The organism is Moritella yayanosii (genome assembly GCF_900465055.1).
GTDB classification, from domain to species: Bacteria; Pseudomonadota; Gammaproteobacteria; order Enterobacterales; family Moritellaceae; genus Moritella; species Moritella yayanosii.
Genome location: NZ_LS483250.1, coordinates 1,795,213 through 1,809,882 on the forward strand (window position 1 = coordinate 1,795,213; position 14,670 = coordinate 1,809,882).

The following is a 14,670-nucleotide window of genomic DNA, read 5'->3' on the forward strand; positions in this document are numbered from 1 at the left end:
TTAATAAGTAATTAATCTATAATTAGTTTCACCTTGCTTTTAATTAGTGTTTTACCATTTGTTATTCTCAAGCTTGATAAAACATAGTGGAGTAAGAATTTAAGTGCTTACACAATCAAATAACAATGATGCTATAGCAAAACAATTAGCTGCACTAAAGCAAGTTTGTAATACTTTAGGCGCCTATATCTATACTAAAGATATACAAGGTCGATATACCTACGCCAATCGAGCGGTACTCAAACTCTTTAATAAATCTTTAGAAGAAGTAATAGGATGCGACGATACCCAATTCTTCGATCTAGATATTTCTAGCCACATTAAAGAAAATGACAATCAAGTCATGCAAACTGCAACCGTCATAAACGCAGAAGAAACAAATTATATCAAATCTAGCGGTGAGCAACGAATTTACCACACGGTAAAAAGCCCACTATTCGACGACGATGGTCGAGTATGCGGCATTTGTGGGATCTCTACAGACATTACCACCGAAAAACGGTTACGCGATTTAAACCATGAGCAAAAACAATTACTCGATACCGTATTAAATAATATCCCAGCATGTGTGTATATAAAAGATGAAGAACGCCGATTTTTATATGCAAATTCCAAAGTTTCAGCGCTATTTGAACGGCCCATCACCGAAATCATTGGCCAGTTAGAAACCTCTATTTTACCTAAAGATATAGCCGCTCATTTTCATGAAAGTGATGCAAAGGTTTTTAAAACCAAGAGTATTCAACGTATCGAAGAAACAGTCATCGACAATGTTGGCAATACTGTTCATTATTTAAGTGTAAAAGTGCCTATAACCATCAATAATAAATGCGCCGTGATCGGTTTCTCCACCGATGTAACCGAATTATACGAGCTAAAAGAGCAGTTTAGGCAGCAAGCTAACACGGACTATCTAACCAACTTATACAACCGACGTTACTTTATCGAACAAGCTGAACGTGAATTTACACGCTCTCAACGTCATGCTTTACCGCTCACGATTATTTCAATTGATATCGACCATTTTAAACATATTAACGACAATTACGGACACCCATTTGGTGACAAAATATTAATAGATATTTCTGAGCAATTATTGCAAGGGACACGACAAGAAGATGTTGTCGCACGGATTGGCGGTGACGAATTCGCGATCATGCTGCCGAATACAACACGGAGCCAAGGCACATCATTGGCGGAACGCATTCAAAAACAGCTGCAAGCTCATGATTTTTCGGCAACTACCGATGACTTAAAGGTAGCGGTGAGTATCGGCATCACAGTATTGTCTGGGACTGACACCTGTTTTGATGAATTACTTTTACGGGTTGATAAGGCATTATACCAGGCCAAGAACAAAGGTCGTAACCAAGTAGTGTACTTATAATCAATCTATCTCCAACATTAATGGATGTAATTGCAACACACCTTGCCAATAGTACATGATCCATACCATTGAAAAAAAGCCCGCGAAAATAGTCTCTCGGGCTTTCGTCATTTAAACTTATGACGCTTAATTTAAAAACTAGGCTTCATAACCAAATGGGTCATCAATCGAATGGGATGGTTGCGTAAACCATTGTGGCCCCGCATCCGTCATGTAAAAATGATCTTCTAAACGAATACCAAATTTCCCAGGAATAACTAACATAGGTTCATTACTGAAACACATACCTTTGGCTAACGGCGTGGTATCTTTACCCACTAAATATGGCCATTCATGAATATCCAAACCAATACCATGACCAGTACGGTGCGGTAGCCCAGGTAGATCATAACCAGGTCCAAAACCATCCGCTTCCAGTGATACACGAGCGGCGGCATCAACATCCTGACAAGGCACATCAATCTGAGCTGCATCAAACGCGGCTTGCTGGGCATTCTTTTCACTTAACCAAGCAGCGCGTACTTCGTCACTTGCTTCACCAAATACATAAGTACGGGTAATATCAGAGTTATAGCCATGTAGCTGACAACCAGTATCAATCAATACCACATCATCTTGTTTCAAGCATTGCGGATCTTTAACACCATGCGGGAACGAGCTCGCTTTGCCAAATAATACGATACAGAAATAAGAACCTTTTGGTGCACCAACCACCTTATGGGCTTGGTGAATGAACTCTTCTACTTCTGTCGTGCAAATATCTAAACGTAAAATACGAGCAGCTGCTTTATGCACTTCTAACGTCATGTCTTTTGCACGTTGTAATAATGCAATTTCAACGTCTGATTTTTGCTGACGACAACCGGCAGTCACCACCTTCGCATCGACATACTCAAACTGCGGATGGGCATGACGAATATTGTTAAACATAAAAAAGGCTGTCGCTTCATCAATACCAACAGTGCCATCGGTAATATCAAGTTTAGCGAGGATCTCACCAAATAATTGTGCCGGACTTTCATGTTCATGCCAACAATGTAGAGGACCTTGTACCAGCATAAATTCGTTAATAGTATCTTGTTCAAAACGTGGGGCGATAAACTGTAGTTCACCTTGCGCAGGTAAAATAGCACCAACCAGTCGTTCACCAACGCCCCAACGCATACCCGTGAAATAATACAGGTTTGTACCGGCATTAAGATAGATCGCTTTAATGCCTTCACGTTGCATGATCGTTTGGGCTTTTTCGATGCGGTCATTAAATTCTTGTAACGCGATCGCTGTAACGCCTGCAGTCATATCTGCCAGTTTAGCTAATTCTAATTCAGCAGTTGAACCACCAATACCAATAGTCATAAAAATCCTTGTTATACAGCTTGATTAACAAAATTTAGATAAAATCACTTTAGCATACCTTTATAACGAGATGTAGCACCAAACTGAGCTAACTTAATTCAGCTTCACACTTACTGCGTAACAGATCGCGCAACATGACCCGAGCGTAAGTCAGCCGCCATATCAATTTTGTCATGATAGAAATCCGCCAAATTATCGCCAACATTGAACTGAATAGCGCTCCCCTTCGGCTGTGATACGCAACTTACGTGTCGAGCGAATAAAAAGTTGTACGCCGAGTTGTTTTTCTAGACGTTTTAACGCCGCGCTCGCAGCAGCTGGGCTCATTTCCAACTGCAATGCGGATGCGGTGATATTGCATGTTTGCGCTGTACGCACAAAAAGAGTAAGGTCTTTAATATTCATTATCAAATAGTTTTTGAAACTGTTAGTTGCATTACCATCTTTTTAGAGTAGCAACAATCAAGGATAATGTCCTCACTCACTCAGTGTACAACCAATAAAAGGTAACGATAATATGACAAGCACACTCACGATTGTTGCAAACATCGAAGCGAAAGCAGATAAAATTGAGTTCGTAAAAACAGCGCTATTAAAATTGATTGAGCCGACACGACTTGAAGAAGGTTGCATTCAGTACGACTTGCATCAAGACAATAATAACCCGGCGTTATTTACTTTCGTTGAAAATTGGGTGAGTCATGAGTTATTACAACAACACCTCAATAGCCCGCATTTAAAAATGTATGTACAAGCAACCGAAGGGGCTGTCGCGAGTTTCATCGTAAATGAAATAACGAAAATCACATAACAAATAAAATTTATCATTAAGGTTCGGCTATGACACATCAAATTATCAAAGATCTCAACAATCGTTATACTACCAAAAAGTTCGATGCTTCAAAAAGAATACCGCAAGACGATCTTGCCGTGATCATGGAAACCATGCGTTTGTCAGCATCATCAATTAACTCTCAGCCGTGGAAATTTATTGTTATCGAAAGCGATGCAGCAAAACAGCGTATGCACAATACCTTTGCCAATAAATTTCAGTTTAACCAACCGCATATTATGAGTGCGTCGCACATTATTATTTTTGCCCATAACCCAGCGTATACCCGTGCAGACTATGAAGCAGTGATTGATAAAGGTATTGCTGATAAACGCACAAAACCAGAAGATAAAGAAAGTGCCTTCGGTGCATTTGCGTTTGCTGAACTAAACACAGATGAACATGGCAATACCGCGCCATGGACTAAAGCTCAGACTTACCTAGCGCTAGGTAATACCATGCATACACTTGCGCGTCTAAATATTGATTCTACGCCGATGGAAGGGATTGATAGCGAATTAGTCAGTAAAGAATTTGCAGTAGAACTAGATGGTTACGTCAGTGATGTCGCACTGGCAATTGGTTACCGTGATGCAGAAAATGATTACAATATCGCGCCACCAAAATCACGCTTAGCAATGGAAGATGTGCTCGTTAAAATATAATCGTTAAGATATTACCATTAAAGTAAATGACTAAGTTGTAATCGCGGATAAAATGATGGTGTCCCAGAGAAGATTCGAACTTCCGACCTAGCGCTTAGGAGGCGCTTGCTCTATCCAGCTGAGCTACAAGGACATTTCGTAATATGCATTATATATAAAATAAACCAAAATAGAAGACCCACTTTACTTAACTGCTAAAGTTATTAAATCATAAGAAATAATTTGGGCTGTCCTTCTTAATGAACCGAGCATCTAAACTCCCCCTGTATGGCATACCCGCACTGAATTTTAGAATCAGTGCGGCCTTGCTTAGAATTGATGATCAAAACCGATTAAAACTTTCAGATCACCTCGATGGAGCTCGAAGTATTATCAATATTAAACACAACATCGAAAACATGAGGAGAATGAATGGAACAAATTCAGGCCGTTGCCAGCTCCAACATATTCGGTAACTTAATAAAGCGGCAAATATCGGTATCGCCAGCATTTTCCAGTGATTCAAGTTGAATGAGGATCAACGAATCGACATTATTCAGCATATCACCATGAAATAAATGCTCCTTCACTTGTTCTGCTAACGCATTCCCTGACATTCCTCGATGATCAAAGTAAACAGGTATCACACCACGTAATAATGCCAATTGACGCAATACGCGAGGCTTATAGGATAAAGCCCAGATATTTTGCTTACCCTGGCAGCGGGACATGAGACGCGGGGTATCACCTTGATCGGTAATAATAGCAATACCTAAGTTCTGTTCCGAGCTTGATGCTGATAACATCGCTGCCAATGCCATACTTTTTCGAGGTTCAGAACATAAGTTAAGTAAGTTATGCCAACTCTGACCAGCTTCATCCACTCGCTTTTCAGCACCACAAGCAATGTCGGCCATATAGGCAACCGCTTCAACCGGAAACTTACCCGTAGCCGATTCAGCTGAAAGCATCACCGCATCAGTACCATCAAGTACCGCATTGGCCACATCCATTACTTCTGCACGCGTCGGCATTGGATTTTCAATCATCGATTCCATCATTTGCGTTGCAGTGATCACCGGACGGCCATGATAACGGGCTCGTTCAATTAATTTTTTCTGAACCAAAGGCAGATTAACATCCCCTATTTCAACCCCCAAATCGCCCCGCGCAATCATAATCACATCAGACGCAAGAATAACATCATCCATCGCTTTCAGTGACGCTACCACTTCGGCACGTTCAATTTTGGCCACTATCGCCGCAGAGCATCCTGCCGCCTGCACCAATTCTCGCGCTTCATTCAAATCCGCCGAATTACGCGGAAACGACACCGCAACAAAGTCAGCATCAAGCTCAGCCGCGGTAATAATATCTTGCTTATCTTTCTCGGTCAGAGCCGGCGCAGACAAGCCGCCACCTAAGAGGTTAATGCCTTTTCGATTCGACAACATGCCTGAATTCAGCACCGTCGTCAGCACCTTCATGCCATCGATACTGTTCACTTTTAGACGTATACGGCCATCATCCAACAGCAATGTATCGCCCACCTGAACCTCACTCACTAGCTGCGGAAAATCTAACCCGACCGCCTGCTCCGTTCCCGCGTCTAATGCCATATTGGCATCAAGCGTAAATAGCTGTCCTTTTTCAAGCTTCACTTGACCATTGAGGAAATCTGCGATACGAATTTTAGGTCCTTGCAAATCAACCAACACGCCAACATGGCAGCCCAGCCGTAAAGCAATTGAACGTACTAGTTCAGCACATGCAATATGCTCTTCAGACGAGCCATGAGAGAAATTCAAACGCACAACGTTAACACCTGCCAAAATCAATTTTTCGATAATTTGAGGGTCATTACTTGCAGGGCCTAAAGTGGCGACAATTTTAGTTTTACGCATAGTTTTACCTAGGAATATGATGAAATAGAGCAGTAGCAACATAGTGCTGCCACTGCTTAATGGTTTTTACTTCTCTAAAACAGGAACATTATCGATTGAAGGCTGAGCATCAATATCTGTTACTTTCTTCGCATTCCACACGGTCGTAGCCAAGAGCACAGAAAGCACTGCAGTACCTAACCAGAAATACTGTGCGTTGCCGAAGTCATACACTTTCACAATTTCTCCGGCACCATTAACAGTCTCAGTAATTGTGATCAAGTGAGATGAAATCAATTCCTGTGCTGACGCTGCCATATATGAAAATAAACCAATGAAACCTTTTACTGCCCCCACTGCATTTTTAGGCATCAGATCACATGCGGTCAGGCCCGCAAGGAACACAACCAGACCACCGATGGCATAACCGATTAAAGAAAGTGCCACAGCATCCATCATTCGGCTATGTGCGCCAAAGAACAACAGAAGCATACCCGCGATATTTGCAAGACCATATAGAAGTGTTGGAATATGACGATTAGAATTAAATATCTTATCGGAAATAATGCCGGATAATATCGCCCCAGCAAGGCCGGCAATAGGATACGCGGCCATTGCGAAACCAGCATCAATCAGACTGTAGCCTTTTACTTCTTGAAGGTATAAAACGGCCCAAGAAGATATTGCATAACGTGAGGAGTACATCATCGCGCACGACAGTGCAATTAACCACACCGTCGGTTGCTTTAAAATAAAGAGCTGAGCACGGCGTGTTTCTTTTGGGTCATTCGCGTTTTTAATATCAGATTCTTCACCAAATGCAGTAGCTGCATCAGGCAAACCATATGTTTGTGGACGGTCACGCAAAGCCAAGAACATACATGGAGCAGCAATAACAGCAGCAATACCAGCACCAATAAAGCCCGCTTGCCAACCAAAATAACTCACTATCGAGGCAGTCAGGATCCAGGTTATACCTTCACCAATGTTACGAGATCCCCCCCACATAGCATAACGACTACCACGTTGTTTTGGAGAGAACCATTGAAAAAGAGAGACACATGATGGTGCTGAACCCACCGACTGGAACCAACCATTTACCCCCCATAAAAGGATAAAGAAAAATGCGGTAGTGCTCATCCCCATTGCGATGGCGGTTATGCCCGACAACAACAGCGAAAAAGACATAAACCGTCCGATATTCGCATAGTCTGACAAGAAACCATTCGTGAACTTACCGATCGCGTAAGTGAAGAAAAACGCAGAACCCATAATACCCAGCTCTGCTTTGGTCACGATATCTGCATCCAGCATCGGTTTTTTCATAACACCTAAGCTCATGCGTACTACGTAAAATATGGCATAACCAAACACTAGCCCGAGGAAAACCGACCATTGGTGACGTTTATAGATAGACTGAATTTTATCCTGGCTTCCTTCCATAATCGGTTTATCCGATCTGGTTTTAAAAAATTTAAACATATTAATCTCCAATTATAAAAAATCATGAGCATTACTGTTAACCCAGTGGTGCTTGAGATGAATAATATGAGGTTAATAAAAACCTGCAAGAGGGCGGTTTTGGGTGAGACTTGTCCCAAAATTAATTTCGCATGGGTTAATAAAAGGACATTTAAACTAGAGAGATTTATATATGTAGGTAATAATACTTCACGGTGATAAACAAAATGTTCCCAATGTGGTTCAAATAGATTTTTGATTTTTTTAGTTTATTTCTATCTTTTTGATAGACCGCACAAAATATGCTTTTTGTGTTTTCTAAAAGTATATACATGACAAGGAGTAACGGTGGTTATCATGAGCAATAAAAAAGGATTGATTACATTATTAATATTTTTATTAGCGTCTGGGAAATGTCTTGCTATCGAAAGAAAACCTATTGTTATTTTAACCACACTTTCCGAACACGCTATATCTCAACTTGTTGATAAATACCATGCATTCTCCCCTAATGCTGACGTGAGAATAATTTTCAGACGCACTCATTCTATGTTACGTTTATTAGAGAAAAATAATTATCAGAACATTGATATCGTCATCTCATCCTCTCCAGTTCTGTTCCATCGCCTTGCTAACAACAACAAACTACATACAATGTCGCCCACATATAATGTTCCAAGCTGGTTAGCACCGCATATTCTAGATATCTCTGGGAAAGTTACGCCATTCGGCTATTCCGGCTTTGGCCTGATGTATAATAAACAATATTTAACAAGTCATGGTCTACAGGCACCTAAGACATGGGAAGCGCTTACCAACGCCCAATATTTTCAACATATCACCATGAGCACCCCCTCACGTTCTGGTACCACCAACTTAATGGTGGAAAATATCCTTCAACATTACGGCTGGGAAGACGGTTGGCAATTATTAATGCAAATTGGTGGCAATATCGCCTTTATTTCTTCACGCAGTTTTGGTGTTAACGAAGCCGTTTCTCGCGGTTTAATTGGTGCGGGCCCGGTTATCGACAGTTATGCTATCAACAGCATGAAAGTCTTTGACTATGTTAATTTTAATTATTTACCTAATTCTATTTTAATGCCGACATATATAGGCATTGCAAAAAACAGCCTACATATAAATGACGCGATAAAATTCATTGATTTTCTACGTTCTAAATCAGGGCAACAGCTATTAAAAAAAACATCTATCGCCAAGTTTTCACTTTCTCAACCCAAATTAGCTGAAACAACAGCTTTTATATTAAATAAGCAGCTAGTTCACAGCAGAGATACATTAATTTCATTGTTGTTTGATCAGGCAATTACCGAACAGTTACATCAACTAAACATCACGTGGCAATCCATTCATCAACTTGAATCTCTAGTAGATTTATCACCCGGTGCACTTAAAAAACTCGCACGTGCAAAACAGTATGCCTCACAAGTTCCAGTCACCTCAGCGCAATCCATCTCGGAAGAGTATCTAACATTATTTAACAACGGTAATGCGAAGCGAGGGAGAGATCCTGTTGTCGTTAAAGAGCTCCAGAAATGGAAAGAAACCCTCAGACAAAATTTACAACAAGCCAATTTTCTTACTAATCAACTTCACCAAGAGTAAACCCCTGTGATATTTAAATTTACCACTATCGGTTCACGCTTAGTTGCTGCGTTTACCTGTATCTTACTTATGATATTTTTAGTGAGCACTGTCGCATTTACCACTTGGAATACCTTAGAAAACCAAGTCGAACTGATGACCGAGAAGAATATTCCCGCGCTGACATTAAGCTATCAAATAGAACGCAGCAGTGCCGAACTACAAGCCCACTTAAACGAAATTTATATCACCCCAAACCTGGTAAGACTCCATCAGCTCAAACTTAGGCTGCAACACAACATCAAAGAAATTAATCAAGCGACTATTGAACTCTCTGCCAACCCCCTAGTAAACAACTTACAACCGGAATACCATCGACTGAACGCTAACATTCAGGAATATTCTGAACTGCTGACACAAAAATTAAAATTAAAACATAACCTGGATAAAATATCAGAGACTATTTTATGGCTTCATCAAGATATTGTTGATGAGATCAACCCTTTGAGACTAGAAGTAGAATGGCAGATCACCCACGATCGAGCCATCACTCTTAATGCAGCAACCCAAACTTCGCTATACGCCGATTTCTCAACCTTCCAGATGCTGACTATTAATGAAAATGAGCTCATCTCTATCGTACAAGAGGTAATCCGCCAACATCAGCAGCGTAACTTAAATAGTGAATTCCAATTCATTGGCTACAAAACTGATGAACTAAAGACACTAAGTAATGCCCTGTTGCACAATGCCGCAAGTATTACCCACCGCCAACTATTACTTGAGCTCATTGACCTTGTTCAGCCAGAAGGACGCCTGCATACAGTGTTGCAACAGATCGCAACGGTGAACAAGCAAACGAACAATCAAAAAGTGATGATAAAAACACGCTTAACTTATCAGCAAGAACAAATTAAAAGCCTAGTGACGACGGCTAGCAATGAATTAAACGGTATCAAACGAAAAGCCAAGCAAACCGTCAGAATGGGCAATAGTGTACTCTTGATTGTATTATTGTGCGCCCTGCTCTCTAGTACCTTTATTTGTACCTATTTTGTGCGCAAGCGTATTGTTGGTCGACTAAACGACCTCAGCTTAGCCCTTAATGCCGTAGTCAGCGGCAAGGTGAATCTGCCTATTTCAGTCACAGGCCAGGACGAAATCGGAAAGCTCGGGACTAACCTTCGTAACTTCTGCTCTCAAATGCAAGAAATTGAGAAAACCAATGCGTTAGATCTCATCAATAATACACAAGCAAGTATTATCACCTGTACCACTGAAGGTGTCATTGAATCGATGAACTCAAGAGCAAAAAAGCTATTTCCTCTTCTCTCTTCCTCTTCAGTTGAATCAGAGGGTATTTGGAATTTATTTGCATATAAAGAACACCAACAACTTAAATTAATTTTCCTACCACACAGTACGTTACTGATAGATGGTGCCTATAATCTGACCCTAGCAATGAACCATACTCACCATCAAACTCGTTATTTCCGACTAGATCTGCGTGTATTCCAAAAAAACACACACCCGAAGATTATAATTACGCTGACTGACATTACCGAACAAGAAAATATCACGCGTTGGCTAGAGCAAAAAGTGCAAGAAAAAACACAATCACTGACTACCACAAATACCGCATTGCAAGATGAGATTGAAGAAAGAAAACGGGCTGAATTGAATCTTGTCTCCACTCAGGACGAACTAATTCAAGCCGCTAAAATGGCGGTAGTTGGTCAAGCGATGACGACGCTGGCACATGAACTGAATCAACCTCTTTCAGCCCTATCGACTTACATTTTTACTGTACAGATGACCTATAACAGTAGCCAATATTCAGAGATCCACAACACCATGGAAAAAATGAATGAAATCTGTGAGCGCATGGATCAGATCATTGCTAATCTTCGAGGTTTCTCCAAAAAACCAATGACATCCAACCCCGCAGTCACCGTAACGCTACAACGGGCAACCGATAATGCCATTGGCATCGTTGCATACCGCGCTAAACAACATAACATTCAACTTAATAATCACCTTGATGATAACTGCTTTTGCATCGGTGAGTTACTTCAAATTGAACAAGTTCTTGTTAACTTGCTCATCAACAGCTGCGATGCTCTGGCGCCATTTGTAGACAAACAAGGTCAAATCGAAATCATAGAATTAGGGCGTACAGACCAATTTATAACACTCGCCTGTTGTGATAACGGCTCAGGCTTTGATTGTGACATTATAAATAAACTTTTCACCCCATTCACTACAAGTAAAGAAGTCGGGTTAGGGCTTGGACTCAGTATTTGCCGTTCAATCATGACCCGTTTGAATGGTTCAATTCGACTCGCCTCCACACTGGATGGCGGTGCAATGATCATTTTGGAGTTCCTTGTAAATGAAACTAAGTAATAATATTCAAATCGTACTTATTGATGATGATCAGCACATACTCGACTCGTGCCAGCACTTATTAAAACTGGCTGGTTATCAAACACGAGCATTCTTGGATCCTAACATGGCACTGCAAGAGATCCATCCGGACTGGCCTGGTGTTATTCTTACAGATATTTATATGCCGACCATGAGCGGGATGGAACTCATTGATAAAATCAAAGCCATTAGTCCACATTTGCCGATCATTACAATCACAGGGCATGGTGATATCGCAATGGCTGTCGAAGCCATGCAAAAAGGGGCCGTTGACTATTTAGAAAAACCGTTAAAGCCAAAGAAATTACTCTCTCTTATTAAAACCGTGATCGAAAAACGTAAAAAAATAATTGAACAATGGGAAATTATCGATAATGTGTTGCCCGAACAATTACTTGGGGAAACTCAGGTTATTATAGAAACCCGAAAACATATCAAGCTATTAGCGACAGCGGATAGAGATGCCCTCATTCATGGCGAAAGTGGAACAGGGCGATACACAACAGCCAAACTATTGCATGAACTTAGTCCCCGAAAATCACACCCTATGATCGTTAAAAATGGTGATGATCTACTGTCTATTGAAGAACTGGAAAAAATATTAAAAGAAGCTCAAAACGGCAGTTTGATATTACATGATCCCTGCTCAATGCCAACAGAGGTACAACGTTTTCTCAGCCATTTTCTGTTAAATCAAGAACGTTCGGGCAAACGTACAGTTAAGCTGCTGGTAATCTTTGGTCAATCTCCGGAAGATGACCTGAAAGAACACCGTTTACTACCAGAACTTTTTTATTTTCTGAGCCAGGTTCGATTTTTCATGCCACCCTTACGCAAACATAAAGATGATGTCATCCTGTTATTTCGACATTTTTTGAAAAAAAGCTGCATATTACTGGGAAAACAACGGCCTAAAATTGAGAAAGCCTACTTGGATACATTAAAACGTCATCAGTGGCCCGGAAATGTACGTGAACTAAAAAGTGTGGCAGAACTGTATGCTATTGGCGTTGTTAAGCTTTCAAGTACTGAGCACTCCCAGCCCATTGAGCAAATGACGAACCCGTTAGATAATTTGGTTGAACAATATGAAAAACAGTTAATCGAAGATGCGCTCTACCTGTTTGCTGGACACATCAATGATGTATCAGATTACCTTAAAATTCAGCGCAAAAAACTGTATCATCGAATGAGAAAATACGATCTAGACAAAGCCAATTATAAAATAAAATAGTCAAATTTTTCAATACACTCGCCACTAACTTAAACACTAATTTTAAGCACAACGCTGACTCCATGAATGCCTGATCCATATCAAACACAACAAGCGGATACTCTTCATAAGCTAGCTGAACAACTTAATATCGAAGTCGAACAATTCAAAGTGTAATCAAGCTATCGCACAAGCCGCCGAGCGTTTTGAATTAGCACCCGATCGTATTGGAGATTTAATTCTGATAGCCCAAGATGATGCTGTATTAGGAAAATCGGCTCAACATCACGATTTATCACAATTACATGGCACTCTTCGTTCTCATGGCGGTATATCTGAGCAAATTATTCCACTAGTTACCAATTTTGCCATTGAAAAAACAGAAAATATGTCCCTTCGTAATTTTGACTCTTTCTATTTAGCTTTACAGTCATAAAGGGTCAGTATTTTACCTTCTTCTAAACGCTGTTGATATAAGCGAGGATCCAACGTATTAAAGATATGTTGTTAAAAAATCACAAAAATATTAATGTTATTATAATTGATAGTGTTTTTAATATAAAAATACCGCTAACACCAATTAAAGCGTTAGCGGTATTTTATATCAAGGTAAAATTACGGCTTTATTTATAATTAATCTCAGCCATCACTCGGCGGTTAGCTAAGCGTCCTTCTTTTGTACTATTACTAGCAATGGGTTTTTCATGTCCATAGCCTACTGCAGATACCCGTGAAGCATCAATACTATATTCACGAATGAGAATATCACGTACCGCATCAGCGCGATGTTGCGACAAGACTTTATTATAAGATGCTTTGCCACTACTATCAGAATGACCTTCAATCACTACATTCGCATCCAAAAATTGCGCCATCAAATCGGCGACTTCTTTAATTTCGCTCTTTGCTGCACTCGGAATTTCAGCTGAATTATTCGCAAAATGAACTTCTAATTGAATAGACTTTGGTTGTTCCACTAAGATTTCACAACCATTTTCATCAAGATTGGTCATTGATGTACTATCAGGACATTGATCTAAATAATCTGGTATACCATCGCTATCACGATCTAGTGCACAACCTTTATCGTCAACATAAACACCACTCGGTGTATTTGGACATTGATCATCCTGATCAAGGATTGCATCGCCATCGACATCCAGTAATACGACCGCTAATGCTGGCGCAGGAGCAGGTTTACTTTTACTGCCAAACGCATAACTCACACCAGCAGTAATGAGTGAATCCCAGCGTTCATCATCTAAACTATTAATCATTTTAGCTTGTAATCGTGCAGACCATTTATCATTAAAATGATAGCGGCTACCCACACCAACATTAAGTTGTGTTTCCTTCGTATCATTAGCCCCTGAGTCAAACGTACCATGACCAACACCAGCATTGATAAATGGTTGCCAATTACCCACTGCCGGGGTGTAGTAAAGCCCATCAAGCGTATATTGTGAGTTATCGACATCAGCAGAGGAACCATCGATATCTGCATTACCGTAAAGATAACTTATTTCTGCACCAAATCTCGGGCTAATAACGTATTCTCCACCAATAACCAGTGCAGCACTGTCTTCAATATCTAATTCAGAACCAAACATGTGATAACCGACAGCGGGATTTAAATAAATTTTACCAGCTTCTTCAGCCAATGCTGGTTGTAAACATGCAGCCATACCACACATAGTTAAACATAACTTTCTATTTAAATTTATCATTAACGATCTCCTAATGTTAACAAAATGCTAACCATTTGTTATTAAAAGTATATCATTTTACAAAAACATTTAAAATTAAGATAACAACAAATTAAGTGTTGAAGAATTGTAACGTCCATTAAGGGGTTGAATACT

Annotated in this window: 11 protein-coding genes and 1 tRNA gene; 6 read left to right on the plus strand and 6 right to left on the minus strand. The window is 40.3% G+C overall.

What is annotated here, in order from left to right:
- Positions 1-103 precede the first annotated feature (103 nt).
- Entirely contained in the window at positions 104-1,387 is a 1,284-nt protein-coding gene (locus MORIYA_RS08190; RefSeq protein ID WP_112714263.1) for a sensor domain-containing diguanylate cyclase, read from the plus strand.
- A 138-nt stretch (positions 1,388-1,525) separates the two neighbouring features.
- Here the strand turns inward: MORIYA_RS08190 and MORIYA_RS08195 are convergent, their stop codons facing one another.
- The gene (locus tag MORIYA_RS08195) at positions 1,526-2,743 is read right to left on the minus strand and encodes a M24 family metallopeptidase (RefSeq protein ID WP_112714265.1); all 1,218 of its coding nucleotides are present in this window, start codon (positions 2,741-2,743) and stop codon (positions 1,526-1,528) included.
- A gap of 192 nt (positions 2,744-2,935) precedes the next feature.
- A complete protein-coding gene (locus MORIYA_RS08200) occupies positions 2,936-3,148 on the minus strand; it encodes a helix-turn-helix domain-containing protein (protein WP_232011556.1) in 213 nt (70 codons plus the stop codon).
- Positions 3,149-3,260: 112 nt separating this feature from the next.
- Between MORIYA_RS08200 and MORIYA_RS08205 the strand changes: the two genes are divergently transcribed.
- Complete coding sequence (locus MORIYA_RS08205) at positions 3,261-3,554, plus strand: putative quinol monooxygenase (protein WP_112714267.1); 294 nt, start codon at positions 3,261-3,263, stop codon at positions 3,552-3,554.
- A 29-nt stretch (positions 3,555-3,583) separates the two neighbouring features.
- Positions 3,584-4,240: a nitroreductase family protein gene (locus MORIYA_RS08210; RefSeq protein ID WP_112714269.1), complete on the plus strand. Its 657-nt coding sequence runs from the start codon at positions 3,584-3,586 to the stop codon at positions 4,238-4,240.
- Positions 4,241-4,296: 56 nt separating this feature from the next.
- Here the strand turns inward: MORIYA_RS08210 and MORIYA_RS08215 are convergent.
- From MORIYA_RS08215 to MORIYA_RS08225, 3 genes are all read right to left on the minus strand, one after another.
- Positions 4,297-4,373, minus strand: a tRNA-Arg gene (locus MORIYA_RS08215).
- 289 nt (positions 4,374-4,662) lie between these two features.
- On the minus strand, positions 4,663-6,123 hold the full coding sequence (pyk, locus tag MORIYA_RS08220; protein WP_112714271.1) for a pyruvate kinase: 1,461 nt from the start codon (positions 6,121-6,123) through the stop codon (positions 4,663-4,665).
- A gap of 66 nt (positions 6,124-6,189) precedes the next feature.
- Positions 6,190-7,545, minus strand: a complete 1,356-nt coding sequence (locus tag MORIYA_RS08225) for an MFS transporter (protein WP_232011557.1) — start codon at positions 7,543-7,545, stop codon at positions 6,190-6,192.
- Between the two features lie 375 nt (positions 7,546-7,920).
- On the opposite strand from MORIYA_RS08225, the gene MORIYA_RS08230 reads away from it, so the two are divergent.
- Genes MORIYA_RS08230 through MORIYA_RS08240 form a run of 3 tightly spaced genes read left to right on the plus strand, consistent with a single transcriptional unit; the run spans position 7,921 to position 12,829 of the window.
- Positions 7,921-9,189: an ABC transporter substrate-binding protein gene (locus MORIYA_RS08230; RefSeq protein ID WP_162629252.1), complete on the plus strand. Its 1,269-nt coding sequence runs from the start codon at positions 7,921-7,923 to the stop codon at positions 9,187-9,189.
- A gap of 6 nt (positions 9,190-9,195) precedes the next feature.
- Positions 9,196-11,574, plus strand: a complete 2,379-nt coding sequence (locus tag MORIYA_RS08235; RefSeq protein ID WP_112714277.1) for an ATP-binding protein — start codon at positions 9,196-9,198, stop codon at positions 11,572-11,574.
- Positions 11,561-12,829 carry a sigma-54-dependent transcriptional regulator gene (locus MORIYA_RS08240; RefSeq protein WP_112714279.1) on the plus strand — a complete coding sequence of 423 codons (1,269 nt, stop codon included), beginning with the start codon at positions 11,561-11,563 and terminating at the stop codon, positions 12,827-12,829. The genes MORIYA_RS08235 and MORIYA_RS08240 overlap by 14 nt, the downstream gene beginning before the upstream one ends.
- A 602-nt stretch (positions 12,830-13,431) precedes the next feature.
- On the opposite strand, the gene MORIYA_RS08245 is transcribed toward MORIYA_RS08240, so the two are convergent.
- On the minus strand, positions 13,432-14,535 hold the full coding sequence (locus MORIYA_RS08245; RefSeq protein WP_112714281.1) for an OmpA family protein: 1,104 nt from the start codon (positions 14,533-14,535) through the stop codon (positions 13,432-13,434).
- Between the last annotated feature and the right edge of the window lie 135 nt (positions 14,536-14,670).

What these genes read in the sequence shown, in the direction of transcription:
- MORIYA_RS08195 (WP_112714265.1), bottom strand. Translation starts at nt 2,743, where the DNA reads ATGACTATTGGTATTGGTGGTTCAACTGCTGAATTAGAATTAGCTAAA.
- MORIYA_RS08200 (WP_232011556.1), bottom strand. Translation starts at nt 3,148, where the DNA reads ATGAATATTAAAGACCTTACTCTTTTTGTGCGTACAGCGCAAACATGC.
- MORIYA_RS08205 (WP_112714267.1), top strand. Translation starts at nt 3,261, where the DNA reads ATGACAAGCACACTCACGATTGTTGCAAACATCGAAGCGAAAGCAGAT.
- MORIYA_RS08210 (WP_112714269.1), top strand. Translation starts at nt 3,584, where the DNA reads ATGACACATCAAATTATCAAAGATCTCAACAATCGTTATACTACCAAA.
- pyk (WP_112714271.1), bottom strand. Translation starts at nt 6,123, where the DNA reads ATGCGTAAAACTAAAATTGTCGCCACTTTAGGCCCTGCAAGTAATGAC.
- MORIYA_RS08225 (WP_232011557.1), bottom strand. Translation starts at nt 7,545, where the DNA reads ATGGAAGGAAGCCAGGATAAAATTCAGTCTATCTATAAACGTCACCAA.
- MORIYA_RS08230 (WP_162629252.1), top strand. Translation starts at nt 7,921, where the DNA reads ATGAGCAATAAAAAAGGATTGATTACATTATTAATATTTTTATTAGCG.
- MORIYA_RS08240 (WP_112714279.1), top strand. Translation starts at nt 11,561, where the DNA reads ATGAAACTAAGTAATAATATTCAAATCGTACTTATTGATGATGATCAG.
- MORIYA_RS08245 (WP_112714281.1), bottom strand. Translation starts at nt 14,535, where the DNA reads ATGATAAATTTAAATAGAAAGTTATGTTTAACTATGTGTGGTATGGCT.